The sequence below is a fragment of the Gardnerella sp. KA01001 genome, from assembly GCF_049244025.1.
GTDB lineage: Bacteria > Actinomycetota > Actinomycetes > Actinomycetales > Bifidobacteriaceae > Bifidobacterium > Bifidobacterium swidsinskii.
The window spans coordinates 165,530-179,379 of sequence record NZ_CP058366.1; the positions used below are offsets into that span (position 1 = coordinate 165,530).

Genomic DNA, 13,850 nt, shown 5'->3' on the forward strand with positions numbered 1-13,850 from the left:
ATCATATTCGTAAAATTTTCAGTTTATAGAAATATTTATTACAACAGGTTCAGGAATAAGCGTTACACCAAACTTACTTTGCACACCACGGATAATAGTTTTTGCCAAATTTGCAATATCGTCACAAGAAGCATTATTACGATTGGTAAGTGCCAAAGTATGCAATGAAGAAAGCCCCGCAGGCGAAGGTTTCCCATTTTCTATAAGCCTAAAACCCTTATGGAATCCAGCATGGTCAATAAGCCAAGCTGCAGAAGTTTTTATACCATGCGATCCATCTTGCATAATTGCATCAAATTTAGGAGCATCTTCTGGCAAAGTATCGGCTTCACTAGTACTAAGTATTGGATTCATAAAGAAACTACCGCAACTATGACGATCACTGTAAATATTATCGCCCTCTAAAAATTCGCCAGTAACATAGTCTTCACTTTGCAATCGCAAAGCAAATTCAACACCTTCAGCACACTTTGTACCACGCATCCACAGCTTATCGTAACGAGAAGCATCCTCAAGCATGCCTTTAGAGGCACGAACGCGCAAAACTTCACGACGTATTGCTGCTGTTTGCATGCGCTCACCCAATTCTACGTGCAAAGCATTAGCTAATTGCGAATGAGAGACAATGCCGGTTGAATTATGTTTCAAACAAAAAGTAACAGACAGCACAACGTAACGAGGAGTAGGAAAATACGAGTCCGCAGGAACTCCTACTGAAGAGTACATGCTTTTTTTAAGCAATGAAGTGCGATACCCAAAATTTAAAGCATCCTTCTGCAACTCCATAGTTGATTTTGTTTTGCGGTCCCAGACTTCTACGGAAGTAACACTTTGAGATACTTCTTGACCATAAGCGCCAATATTTTGCACAACAGAAGCCCCAACAGTGCCAGGTATGCCAGAAAGACCTTCTACACCCTCTAAGCCAAGAGAAATCGTATGGGAAACAAAATCATCCCAATTACAACCAGCTTCAGCATTGATATGCACTAAATGAGCACCACTTTGCAAATCAATGCCATCTTCTGAAGGTGCTGCTTCATCAAGCACATGAATATCACGTCTAGCATCTCGCACAACAACACCATTGAAGTTCTCATCGCTAACAAGCATATTAGAGCCGCCACCGATAACGCATAAAGGCAGACCAAGCTCATCAGCATCTTCTACCGCTTCAATAACAGCAACGCGACTTTTTGGCTCTATAAAACGCGCAATTTTGCCACCTACGCCAACAGTTGTTATATCTGCAAAGGATGGATTATTTACTAAAGATGCTTGCATACTCATGGTTTAAATATTAACAGCAATAAATAACAAAAACCCCGCATTAAGCGGGGTAATAAGCATAAAATCTGCGCAACTAGCAATAAGCTTGAACAAGCCAAAATCGTGAGCGCAGTAAGCTAAAGATTCAGCGAGTCTCGCGATGAAGCGTATGCTTGCCGCAGCGTGGGCAGAACTTGTTCAACTCAAGACGATCAGGCGTATTGCGACGATTCTTCGTCGTGATGTAATTACGCTCTTTGCACTCCGTGCATGCCATCGTAATGCCCGGACGGATGTCGGCGCTCTTGCTTGCCATTTCGTTCACCTCTACAATTCATTATTGGCCAGCCAGTCTCCTACTGGCCGTTGTAGCGAGGAAGAGACTCGAACTCTTGACCTTACGATTATGAGTCGTACGCTCTAGCCAGCTGAGCTACCCCGCCAGAGAGCCTCGAGTGAGAATCGGACTCACGACCTCTTCCTTACCAAGGAAGTGCTCTACCACTGAGCTATCGAGGCGTGGCGGGTAGTGGATTCGAACCACTGAAGCACGAAGCGGCTGATTTACAGTCAGCTCCCTTTGACCACTTGGGAAACCCGCCAGCAGTCTCCGTAAGAAGTGAACTTCAAACGGCAACTTTGTTATTTTGCCACGAAATCGCGACTAATGCAAGATTAAGACACGCCGAAAGCAAAACTTTTATGCAAAAAGCTAGTTATTTAGCGAAAAACCTTCGTTTTTTAAATTTTCGCAAACTGTCAAAACCCTGTCATTAGCCTCGCGCTCGCCGATACTAATGCGAATACCTTCACCAGCAAAAGCGCGAACAGACAATCCTGCAGCAATAAAATGTTCTGTTGCCCGCTCGGTATCTGCCCCAAATGGCATCCAGAAGAAGTTTGCATACGCATCTTCAATATTCCAACCTTGCTCGCGCAAAGCTTCAAGAATGCGCTCACGCTCAGCAACAAGAGATGCAACACGAGTACTCATCTCCTTGCTTGCGTCATCTTCCAAAGAAGCCAAAGCTGCGACCTGCGCTATTTGAGACACTCCAAATGGCACAGCAACTTTACGCATACCATCTACGACTTCAGCCGGAGCAATACCATAACCAATGCGCAAACCTGCCAATCCATAAGCCTTGGAGAACGTTTGAGCAACAACTACATTTGGATACTCATGGTACAGTTTTATGCCATTTGCAGTGCCTTTTGCTGTGTTAAACTGCACATAAGCTTCGTCAATAAGTACAAGAACGTCGCTTGGCACAGCATCTAATACCTTGCGAGCTTCCTCCTCGCTAAGTGAAGCAGAAGTTGGATTATTAGGATTATTCAAAATAACCAAACGCGTGCGATCACTAATAGCCGCAATCATAGCGTCCACATCGTGCGACCCATCTGCACGATTAGGGATTTTAACGCTTGTAGCTCCAGCACCCGTAACAATAATCGGATAAGCTTCAAAGCTTCTCCAAGGATATATGACCTCATCTCCCGGACCTGCAACCAAGTCAACAAGCTGCGTAATAACTTCCGTAGAGCCGCAACCAAGCACGACTTCGTCTGCAGTCACACCAAAACGCTTGGCAAGTTCTTCAACAACTTCTGTGCCACGCATATTAGGATAACGGTTTATTACATTAAGAGCGCGATTTGAAATCGCTTCTTTTACGCTTTGCAAAGGCTCATAAGGATTTTCGTTACTAGAAATCTTATACGCACGAATGCCGTCTAATTTAGGAGCTGGCTTACCCTGCTTGTAGCTAGGAATTGTATCTACAATATTGCGGTGTTTGTATGTCATACTTCTCCATCATACTCCACACATGCCTTAACTGTGCAATAGCAAAAATCCGACCAAAACCTTACAACCGCGTAAAGTTTCTGCCGCCTATCCAAATATTCCACAGACATTCTTACGTACCGCAATAAAAAACGCTGGGAACAACGTTTCCGTCATTTCCAGCGTAAGTTTTATTGTTTCAACCGGCTAAATACTAGCCAAGAATTGCAAGCACATCACGAGAAGACACGATTAAGTAGTCCTCACCTTCATAATGCACTTCAGTTCCGCCGTACTTGGAATAAAGGACCTTGTCTCCAACCTTAACATCCATAGGAATGCGCTCGCCCTTATCGTCGCGACGACCAGGACCTACGGCAAGAACTTCACCCTGCTGTGGCTTTTCCTTGGCATTATCTGGAATATACAAGCCAGAAGCAGTCTGAGTTTCCGCTTGAGCTTGCTTAACAATAATCTTATCCTCCAACGGTGTGAGCTTAATCGACACTGTTGCCACCCCTTTCATAAGAGATACTATTTCGTACGCAAGAAACAATCCGACGAGGCTGACGATCACGTCCGCAACCGCACTTACGTTCTATGCCTCATAATACCGCGAATTTAGCACTCTAACAACTCGAGTGCTAATCTTTTAAGAAAATTTTTAGAAAACTCTTAAATCATGCATTTCGACGAGCAAGAACATCATGCAAATTTGCCACGCCGAGTGAGTCTTCAGAACTCTCTGGAGCATCCACTTCGCTCACTTTTTCTTTTTCGTGGAACTGAGAAGAGTTTGTAGCAGCAAAATTAGCAGCGTCATTGGCATTATCAACATTAGCAACTGGTACAGCTTTAACTACTTGCTTAGTTGACTTAATTTCCAAACTTTCTGGAGTACGAGATGCTAAATTAGCATTACCTGAATCAGACTTAGTTTGTGAATCAAGCGAGAACGAAATTAAATCTTGATTAGACTGATAGTTTTGCTCCGAAGCCACAAAAGCGTTAGAAGAATCGTATGCGTCTTTATTTTCCGCCTCAACGATATTAGACTCTTTAGATTCAGATTCTTCTTTATACAAACGCTCACGCAACGCTGCATTGCGCTCTTGCTCCGCACGATGTAACGCAACACGAATTTCGCTCTGCTCCATAACCGAAGTTTCAGTATTGTCACGAGACGCATCATTTCGAACAGGCACTACAGTCTGAGATACAGAATATTCAGCACTGTCGTTTTGAGAAATCGCATCACTACTGTTGATTTCTCCATTAAAATCAGAATCAGATGCAGAAGAATAATCTTTCAACTGGCGTATAACAGCACTATTATGGCGTTCGCACAGCTCATCCTCAGCTTTGCATTTCGAAGCAGCGCGCATTGTTGCAATACGCGCCTCCCAAGCACGAGCATGCTTAGAAGCACGAGCTCCAAAATAAAGCACTACTGCCAACATAGCTCCAGGAATAAGAGCAAAAACTGGAGAAAATATACCAGAGCATCCTGCTAAGAATACGACAAAAGTCAAGGCAGCAAGCGCAACTACCAACACACAACGACGGCGTATTGCAGCACGCCTAGCAGCGCGAATGCGCGCAATATATTCAGGAGTTAATGTTCGTTTTTGTTGTGTCGGTTGCATACAAGCCCCTTTTGCCAACATACTAGTACCGTCGCAAATGCGCGCAGTACTCCACTCACCTACAAGATGAAGTGTTGGTGAAAACCTATCCTCGCGATGTTCAAGCATAGACTTCATGCCGTTAACCGTGCGTTTAGGCAACCACCCGAACCATAAGGCTACGAGGATGACTAATACGAGTACCGCACTCACCGATTCATAACCCATAACTATTAATATAAAGAAGTCATAGGATGTGTAGCAACATAAACATTTCGGCGTGTCGCCAAAATGTGGGATTATTGCGCGCGCCATCACACAATATGCTGTGCCACAATCATTTACTAAGCAAATTTAACACTTATAATAACTGTCATAGTATGTACTAGGATATGTGAAGGAACAGTAAGTTTCTACTTACGTGCTCGTGTAACTTCGGAGGGACTTTTGCCTACTTATCATTATCGTTGCAAGCAATGCGGATACGATTTTTCAGAACATCAATCATTTTCAGATGACCCTATTACCATTTGCCCTCAGTGCGGAAAAGATGCAGTGCACAAAGTGTACTCTGCTCCTCCAATCAACTTTAAAGGCAAAGGCTTTTATCGAACCGATAAATGATTTTGTAAAATTATAAATATTAATTATTGTTTAAATATTGCGCGCTAATAGGTTTTATCCACAGCGCGCAATTTTTCTTGCTCTTGCATTTTTTATATTTCAAAATACAGGTATGAGCATAAATTTTTCTTTATTTAAATCTCAAAATAACGCAAAAAATAGTGCGTTATTGCAGCGAAGGCAACGCGCTTTCATGCGGAAAATCATTATTGTGCTATGTGCTGGAATGATGGCTTTACTCGTTGTGTCAACTATTATTGACTCACAAGAAACTCAAGTTATAGCAGTAGCTAAACACAATATTCAGCAAGGTTCACGCGTTAGCGTAAACGATATTGCATACGTTCGAGTGCCTAAACATAAAGTATTTAATCAAGCGCTATCTAATAATATAAGTGCGAATGCTTCTATTATTGCAACATGCGAAATACGTAAAGGCATGCCAATTTTGCAAACACTATTGAGTAAAATTCCGCGCATTCCAGAAGGATTCACTTCTATTACCATTCATTTAGCTAGTGCAGATCACACACTGCTTCCTGGCGAAAAAATTGATCTAGCTTTTAGCAAGCCGGTACAAGATGAAGAAATTTCTAACTCTAAAAATGCAGAAAGTCACAACAACGAAAAATCTAAAAGCAGCACTATAGAAAATAACGATAAAAACAAAAACCACGATATTGAAGAAAACAATATTGCAGAAATTGACGAACGCTATGTTAGCGTAGTTCATAATGTTACGGTAATGCAAATAACTCAAAGCACCCAAGTTTCACAAAATCAGCAAAATACTACCACTCTTGCTATGCCTGCTGCAGATGCGTTGCGATTATTACAAGCTCAGTCTGCAAACCCCTCTTTGGCAATTGTTGCCATGAAATTGTCACAATGAGATTGCCGTCATGGAATACGTACACGATTAGTAGAAATCAGCGGTAATTATTAGCAATTAGCGATAATGACCAGTCAGCAACAAGCAGCAACAAGAATAAATCATTCTGCTACTTCTCGCGTATTTCAAGCTCAACTAATACGCTCGGAAAACACCGCCCAGTGAGGCGGCAATTCGCTTAAAATACGATTATCGTCGTCTTGATTACGCTGTTGCAAAGTAAGCTCGTCAGAAGGCTCGAGTTTAACGCCATCTGCATCAAAAAGCTCCGAGCCTTCACGAACAACCCTAACCGACCTACGGGGAGATCTTCTATTGGGATCGTATTTACTCATTCGTTGTCACCATACAATTCCCCGAGACGAGAAACAACACGGTCAACCTCTTTTTCAGGATTGACAAAAGCTCCAACGCTCCACACTGTCATAACTGACCAGCCCAAGGATTCCAAATCCTGAATAATCATGCGATGACGTTCACGAGTTGATTGCACGCTCATAAATTGCGCATCATCCGTAAGCACAGCAACAGCAAATGACTTGTCCGCAAGTCCAACTACTAGAGGAATTCTAACGCCATTATCGAAGCCATAGTTGACTGCAACTTTTAATCCACGCGAGCGAATACGCTCAGCTAAATCAGTAAATAGCACATTTCTTTGTGCAGCTTCTGCAGCAATTTGCGCTTCAACATCGTTAGCATCTTCTGGACGAAGCGGCTTATCACTTAACTTCTCAGCCCATTGCAAAAGATTCTTCAAAAGCTTTGGACCATCTTGGTGCAAACGCTCATCTTCCATATCTTTAGACGTAAACGCACTAACAATATCTAGATGACGACGAGCTAGAGCCAAAGCGTCAAGAAGCATACTGCTTCCACCTTCTTCTTCAAGCAATCCAAACTGCTGAAGAAGTCTGCCATGAGATGTTTTTGCATAGCAAAGCGACATAATTACATCTGTTGCTATTGCTCCAGAAGCTTCATTAACGCCCAAAAGTCTCACATGTCGCAAGAATCTAGCCATGTTTTCGTCTTTAATAGACAAAGACTTCAACTCTGCTCCTAAACGACTGCGGAACACGTTTGTCAACGTAACTACGACAAGCACATAGCTTGAAGGAACAACCGTAAACGTATTCGCACGCTGACGAATAAGCTCAACTACTTCATCAATTTCACGCTGGCTGCTTTCAATAAGCCCAGAAGACATTACTGGAACTCCAGTTGCTTCAATTTGATGCAAACGAACTTTACCTTGCAAACGTTCAACAGGAACGTCATGACGCAACTTTCCGTAACCATGTTCTTCCAAGAATCGCGCTAAACGAAGCGAGCGCCTTGTTGCTCTAGAAACTACTGTTACAGATGGTAGTAATGAAATAAGCGAACGCAAACTTTCAGAACTTACTGTTTGCTTATGCGCTAAAACTACTACTTGACGAGCACGAGACAAAATAGATAGCAACTCAATATTTGATATATGAGATGCCGAATCAATTATTACAGTATCTGCAATAGGTCTCAACGGAGTCATCATAGTAAGAGTAGATGGCATAGCTACAAGTATTGGTTTCGCAGCCAACACAAGTTCCGCATAATTGCGCAATAATTTATTAAAAGTAATTCCAGAACGGTTTCCTGCAAGCATAGTATGTAACTGATTAGCTTCTTGCGTGTGCGAGAACAATAAATCGCACAAATGCCTCATAGCTTCTTGCTGAACCATTGGACCGATTGAACGCACATGTTCTGTATCAACTTGCACGAATCGATCAGAGACATCTTGCATTGCGGAGCCATCTTGGTGAGAAATAATTGCAGAAGAATTAACGATATCTTCAAAAACAGTAGTCCACCAAGCCAATTGCAACTCACCGTCAATTGCATTACCTGTAACGTTGCGACGACGCAAATCGCTAACTAAATCAGATAAGCCCGCTTTGCTGAACTCACGCTCCAAATTGCAACGACCAGGGAGAGTATCTAGAGATGCTCTGTCGTCATGCAAATCTTGCAAACGAGCTTCAAGCTGCGCAAATTCAATATTTTCAAGATCTGCGCCCTTAAGAGTTGTTGCTAACACTGCATCAAGAGCAACTAAATGCCTTGCTAATAATTCTTGAGTATTTACAATATCATCCAATTTTGGCGGCAAAACAGGCCATCCGCCGTGAGGCACGAAAGTACGCCACTGAGCTGCTTGCTGCGCAACAATCTTTAATGCCTCATGCAAATCATCGACTTTAGCTCCAACTCTTAGCAAGCTGCGCGCTTCTCGAACATGATGTCTACGTTCCCAGAAGCCCATAATTGTGCCTTCGGCTTTACGCTGAACTTTCGGCTTACTCGCTTCAATCATTGCATCTAAATCGCGCTCAAAAATTTCAGGCTGGAATACGTCAAGTACACGTCGCAAATTTTTGAGAACTGTAACTTGACGACTCCACTCACGAGCTGTTGTTGGCACAGGGAAACCACAGCTTTGCACAGTGCTTTTAACTTGTTCTCGAGTTGCTGGAAGAAGCTTAAGAAGCACGTCTACAACACGCTGATATACAGATATAGCTTCATTTTCGTCAAATATCGACGCGCCAAACCAAGGAGTATCTTCAGGATTTATCCTAAACTCTCCAAGCTCATCGGCTTGGTGGAATTTTTTCGACCACTCTTCAATATGACCGGTCATGGCGTGCGCTGCGGAAACATCCAAACGCACATGCGTAGACGGATGGGTTGGAAACATTGCAATTGCTGCAAGATTCTGGACTGTTTGATATGCAGATACTCCCCAAGTTTCGTTGATACCATGAAGATCGCCTAAATAACGAGTAAGGCGAGAACGCACTCCAACCAACTCATCTGCAACCTGCTCAAATCGTGAAGTCGCAATACTATGTCTAGCACCAACTGCTGCAATCAACTGCGCATCGACATGCTTAGCAATATGACCATCCGCAACGTCTAATGCTAATGAGGAAATTTCATGCGTATTCAACGTGTAACGGAAACGCCTCTGCTGCTCAACAACATTAGGCACATACAACACAGAATGTCCTGCAATCACAGAACGAGAAGCAATCGCAGCAGCAATCGCAGCTGAATCTGAGCCCGAATCAATATCCACGAACAGAGAATTTCCAGAAGCAACAAGCTCCGCTGCATAACGCACAACGTTATCTACTTCACCAACTTCGCATTCGCTATGAGGATCTGCGTCGAAAGGACTATATTCTAGCTTATTTGCAGACTGAAGCTTATGAATAGCTCGATCATCGCCAGCCATAGCGTCAATCATCGCATTCCCAACATTGCCAGATTGCAAAGCGTTAATAATTTGTTCACTTTCTGCTACAAAACGCGAACCAGCATCTGTAAAGCAGCCAAGTATAATATCGCGCTCAATATCAAAATCTGTAAAAGCTGAGCGAGCTTGCTTACAAATAGCATCAAACACTACAGAAGTTTCTGGCGTTCCACTTTCATATTGAGATCCGTCGAATAAAACATCTTCCCTAAGTTGAACACCACGCTCACTTAAACGCGACACAAGCGAATTGTTCAGCCCAACACTTCCAGAGAAATAAATAGTGGCGGAGGTCTCATCTTGATTAGTGTCACGAACAACTTTCACAGGATACGTAAGAACAGGCACATGGTTGCCATTCCACGATGCAACACCAACTATTAAAGAAAGTTCGGAAACGCCACTTTCGTGTGCTTTTGCGTCTCTATCTTCAAAAACTCGATCTAGCCTTCGCCCAGCAGCCCGCAACATTCCAGCGTCTCGGAATAAAGATTTTAACGTTACTTTTCCGCTTGCAAAAAGTTGCGCAATTCCGGAAGGATGAGCATGCGTCAACTCTAATTGTGCAGCAAGTTGCGTTATATCTTCTAGTGGAGAAGGAGATAGCTGAGCCTGATATTGCTGCTTCCACCCAACTATATGTTGTAAAGCGTTAGTACGAGCGCTGTTGGTATTGTTAGAGCCAGATTTTTCTAAAGAATCATCTTCTGACGTAGTATTTTCAACTACTGTATCAGTAAAAACTTGCTCTGACGAATCCTGCTCCACGTTGTTTGTATCACTCATATTCCCACCCTACTTGCTTACTGTTCAATAGCTTTGCGATATGCACTATAACCGCTGTTTCTAGCTAGTGCAGCATCTACTTCAGAATTACCTTGAGCTGCGAGCCACGCGTATAAGTCATCATATAACCCAGTGTTTGCAGCCAAAAACGGAAGCAACTGCGAATATTGCGCCATCTCAAATTGCTTTGAAAAATCACTACTTTCTTCAGCTTCTTTTGACGTAAATCCGCCGGCTTCCACTACATTTTCTTGAGAGTCAAATTCGCCTTTTGACACTTTTTCAAACACGGAGCCTGGCTCAAATGCAGGTGTGTACTCCGCATCAGAATTGTTAATATCGAGATTATTAGAGTCGAGATTTGTAGAGCCAAAACTGTTAATATCGAGATTATTAGAACCTGTATTTACACTATTAAAAGCTGAAGTATTGGCAATATTTTCAGCAAAAGTTTCAGTTGAATTTAATGGAGATACTGGAAATTCTTGAGAACTTTCGTTTTGCAATACATCTGTTTCCGAATTAACTGGCGTAACCGGAGAAACCTGAGCAACTGAATCAGCTTGATCAACTGCAGAAACCGAAGAAATCACAGAATCTTGTTGTGAAGGTTCTTCTTTAGTTGAACTTTCTTGCTGAATCGCTTGCGCATCTGCAAATAAATTACGCGGCTCTACAGGAACCTCCTGCTGTTCTCGCATAACAGGCAAAGTTACATCATGATTGATTGGAGCAACATCTGTTTGCGAATCATCATTGAGCTGAGTATGATTCTGCATGCCTTGTTTCCAAGACAATCCAGGATGCGAAACTGATTGAGCATGGAAAACACCTGTTGGCTCACCAGCGCGCAAATCAAGAATTTGATCTACTGATAAATCTGAAGCTGCAGGCTCATCATGCGATTCATCTGTAGCATAAGAGAACAGATTACGCACTGCGTTATCTTTTTCAACTTCAGCAGATTCTTCTTCTACACGCACAAAATCAACAGGAACATCACCGAATTGCATGCGCATTAAGTTATCTGGAAGCTGAAAATCAACATCAGGCTCTAGACGCAGCAAATCACCATTTGCGCTGACTAAATATGTACCGTTAGTTGAATGCAAATCTCGTATTGTTGCCACGCCTCGCATGTCTACAATTAGCAGCGCATGCCTCTTTGACATAGAACGTTTATTATCCACTATGTCGACGCGCGCGAAACCATCTTCACGCAACGGGCGTATAGGCTTTCGACCAATCTCTACAGACTGACCTGCACCCACACGTGCCTGCTCGACACCACCAACTGTAATCATCCAGCGCTGCACGGTTTGTCGCTCACTCACGTGATCTGCTCCCTTCAAAAAACACACTACTTACTATTGTGTCATGCTTTGTGTATATTGCGCTAGTATTTGTTGATTTTAAGCATAAAAATATCACATATTCATATTTGAAGATTTTACAAGAAAATTTATAAGGAATTTTACTAGAACTTTTGCAAAGAATTTTATTTGCAATAATTTTTAAAATCTTTATGCAAATGGAAATAACAAAAGGCTCGGAAGAAACTTCCGAGCCTCGAAACTTGCGATATTACCAACCGTCCCTAGCGGAAAGCAACAACGCAAAGTGCTCAGCATTAATCGGTTAACGAAGCCTGAATCAATAGTAAAAAAGGAAATTTGGCAAACCATATCAACAAGCAAACGCAAACCAATTAATTGCTGTATAAAACTAAAAGATCTACACAGCGTGCAGAGCACAAAATTTTTTACAAAAGCACTTAGTCTAGCGCACCTTTCAGCACACTAGACTAAGTAATTCACAGTAAAACCGACTCAACGATCAACCAATAAGCTAAAGCCCAAATGATTCATCACTGAATCAGATTTCAGCTTAGTGACGGATCTTGCGAAGAGCAGCACCCATGCCAGCAAGCACAGAAGCAGCAACAGCAGCCAAAGCTACAGCAGCACCGGTCTTAGCCAATGGAGCAGCCTTCTTCTCGGAAGACTTCTTAGCTTCAGACTTCTTATCAGACTTCTTTGCGGCAGCCTTGTCATCAACCTTCGCATAACACGCGCGGCAGAAACTTTACGCGCAAGTAAAGAAAAGGTCGCAGCGCAACAAAAAAGGCGGCAGGAATAATCCTACCGCCTAATTTTCACTATGCACACACGCATAAAACTGCGTTACACGCAAAGCAACAAAAAGTTAGAACTACTTAAGTTCAACGGAAGCGCCAGCCTCTTCGAGGGCAGCCTTAGCCTTCTCAGCGTCTTCCTTCTTAGCCTTCTCGAGAACAGCCTTTGGAGCGCCGTCCACGAGAGCCTTAGCTTCAGCCAAGCCGAGGCTGGTCAAAGCACGCACAGCCTTGATGACTGCAATCTTCTTATCGCCAGCAGCGGTGAGAACGACGTCAAACTCGTCCTTCTCTTCCTCAGCAGCACCAGCAGCAGCTGGAGCAGCGGCAACAGCGGCTACAGGAGCAGCAGCTTCGACATCAAACTTATCTTCGAATGCCTTGACGAACTCAGAGAGCTCAACGAGGGTCATTTCACCGAAAGCTTCAAGAAGCTCTTCGTTAGTGAGCTTAGCCATAATTGGCTTCCTTTCTTACTTGGCCGGGCATACCTTATGCCTTACGACCATAACATTTTTACATTTGGTTGGTCTCATGCAGCAAGCTGCAAGGGAATCAAGCGGCCTTTTCCTGCTTCTCGCGCAAAGCGTCGATTGTACGAACTGCCTTGGTTGGCAATGCGTTGAACAGGTAAGCGGCCTTGGACATGGTGCCCTTGAGCGCGCCGGCCATTTCGGAAAGCAACTGTGGACGCGACTTCAAGTCGGCGAGCTGCTTTGCACCTTCGGCATCGTAAACGGTTCCATCTGCGAAACCGCCCTTGATTACGAGGGCTTTATTCTCTTTGGCAAAATCACGCAAGGTCTTAGCAGCCTCAATGAAATCACCCTTAACGAAGGTGACTGCAGTTGGACCGGCGAGAAGCTCGTCGAGACCTTCAATGCCCGCTTCCTTAGCAGCAATACGAGCAAGCGTGTTCTTAGCCACAGAGTAGGAAGTATCGCGGCCTAGCTTTTCGCGCAGAGTAGAAATCTGCGGAACGGTAAGCCCGCGGTACTCGGTGAGGTAGATAGCGTCTGCGTTACGGAAAAGTTCCGTAAGCTCGGCAACTACCGCTTCCTTTTCGGGCCTCTTCATGGCGTTCCTTCCTAAATTGGCCGTAGGTGAAAGAAACGCATCAAGCTTAATTAAACAGAGCAATAAAAAAAGCCCTGCGCACTGGCAGAGCAACATAAGAAGCACTAAGGCGTGCTTAAATTTTCGACTCATAACGAAATTCGCTATAAATCATCGCTCAACCTGTGCTGGCCTGACACATCAATTTCAGGAATTTTTAATTCCGCCAACGGTCTGTGGTTTACGTTGGGTAAGTTTAATACGCCGTTAGGACAATGTCAAGAGAAATACTATAAAAATAAAAAAGAGGGCATGTAATTTACATACCCTCGAATTTTTTAATTTTTACTTTTATATTTTATGTTTCACAA

At 43.3% G+C, this 13,850-nt stretch carries 12 protein-coding genes, 3 tRNA genes and 1 pseudogene; 2 read left to right on the plus strand and 14 right to left on the minus strand.

Annotation, left to right across the window (positions count from 1 at the left end; all coding sequences use genetic code 11):
- Nucleotides 1-18: 18 nt before the first annotated feature.
- The 8 genes from HXT59_RS00790 to HXT59_RS00825 all read right to left on the minus strand — a co-directional run bounded on the left by HXT59_RS00790 (nt 19) and on the right by HXT59_RS00825 (nt 4,821).
- Nucleotides 19-1,290, minus strand: coding sequence for an FAD-binding protein (locus tag HXT59_RS00790; protein ID WP_012913815.1), 1,272 nt, complete (start codon nt 1,288-1,290; stop codon nt 19-21).
- A gap of 124 nt (nt 1,291-1,414) precedes the next feature.
- Entirely contained in the window at nt 1,415-1,585 is a 171-nt protein-coding gene (gene rpmG, locus HXT59_RS00795) for a 50S ribosomal protein L33 (RefSeq protein ID WP_004105548.1), read from the minus strand.
- A 53-nt stretch (nt 1,586-1,638) separates the two neighbouring features.
- Nucleotides 1,639-1,712, minus strand: a tRNA-Met gene (locus tag HXT59_RS00800).
- Between the two features lie 4 nt (nt 1,713-1,716).
- Nucleotides 1,717-1,788, minus strand: a tRNA-Thr gene (locus tag HXT59_RS00805).
- Between the two features lies 1 nt (nt 1,789).
- Nucleotides 1,790-1,871 (minus strand) — tRNA-Tyr (locus HXT59_RS00810).
- Nucleotides 1,872-1,981: 110 nt separating this feature from the next.
- Entirely contained in the window at nt 1,982-3,079 is a 1,098-nt protein-coding gene (hisC, locus tag HXT59_RS00815; RefSeq protein ID WP_012913814.1) for a histidinol-phosphate transaminase, read from the minus strand.
- A gap of 193 nt (nt 3,080-3,272) precedes the next feature.
- On the minus strand, nt 3,273-3,566 hold the full coding sequence (gene groES, locus HXT59_RS00820) for a co-chaperone GroES (RefSeq protein WP_004114319.1): 294 nt from the start codon (nt 3,564-3,566) through the stop codon (nt 3,273-3,275).
- Nucleotides 3,567-3,738: 172 nt separating this feature from the next.
- Nucleotides 3,739-4,821 (minus strand): hypothetical protein, encoded by a 1,083-nt coding sequence (locus HXT59_RS00825; protein ID WP_064622061.1) that lies wholly within the window; start codon nt 4,819-4,821, stop codon nt 3,739-3,741.
- A 309-nt stretch (nt 4,822-5,130) separates the two neighbouring features.
- Between HXT59_RS00825 and HXT59_RS00830 the strand changes: the two genes are divergently transcribed.
- Complete coding sequence (locus HXT59_RS00830; RefSeq protein ID WP_004574103.1) at nt 5,131-5,307, plus strand: FmdB family zinc ribbon protein; 177 nt, start codon at nt 5,131-5,133, stop codon at nt 5,305-5,307.
- A 112-nt stretch (nt 5,308-5,419) separates the two neighbouring features.
- Nucleotides 5,420-6,199 (plus strand): hypothetical protein, encoded by a 780-nt coding sequence (locus tag HXT59_RS00835; RefSeq protein ID WP_353885018.1) that lies wholly within the window; start codon nt 5,420-5,422, stop codon nt 6,197-6,199.
- A 131-nt stretch (nt 6,200-6,330) separates the two neighbouring features.
- Here HXT59_RS00835 and HXT59_RS00840 read toward each other — a convergent pair whose 3' ends face one another.
- The 6 genes and pseudogenes from HXT59_RS00840 to rplJ form a co-directional block, all read right to left on the minus strand.
- Nucleotides 6,331-6,534, minus strand: a complete 204-nt coding sequence (locus HXT59_RS00840) for a hypothetical protein (protein WP_004109746.1) — start codon at nt 6,532-6,534, stop codon at nt 6,331-6,333.
- Nucleotides 6,531-10,289, minus strand: coding sequence for a helicase (locus tag HXT59_RS00845; protein ID WP_421783917.1), 3,759 nt, complete (start codon nt 10,287-10,289; stop codon nt 6,531-6,533). Before HXT59_RS00845 ends, HXT59_RS00840 begins: the two co-directional genes overlap by 4 nt.
- A gap of 17 nt (nt 10,290-10,306) precedes the next feature.
- A complete protein-coding gene (locus HXT59_RS00850) occupies nt 10,307-11,623 on the minus strand; it encodes an FHA domain-containing protein (protein ID WP_288231015.1) in 1,317 nt (438 codons plus the stop codon).
- A 553-nt stretch (nt 11,624-12,176) separates the two neighbouring features.
- Nucleotides 12,177-12,350 (minus strand): annotated as a pseudogene (locus HXT59_RS00855) (peptidase); the annotation flags it as partial.
- A 150-nt stretch (nt 12,351-12,500) separates the two neighbouring features.
- Nucleotides 12,501-12,881 carry a 50S ribosomal protein L7/L12 gene (gene rplL, locus HXT59_RS00860; RefSeq protein ID WP_004105575.1) on the minus strand — a complete coding sequence of 127 codons (381 nt, stop codon included), beginning with the start codon at nt 12,879-12,881 and terminating at the stop codon, nt 12,501-12,503.
- 97 nt (nt 12,882-12,978) lie between these two features.
- A complete protein-coding gene (gene rplJ, locus HXT59_RS00865) occupies nt 12,979-13,500 on the minus strand; it encodes a 50S ribosomal protein L10 (protein ID WP_012913809.1) in 522 nt (173 codons plus the stop codon).
- Between the last annotated feature and the right edge of the window lie 350 nt (nt 13,501-13,850).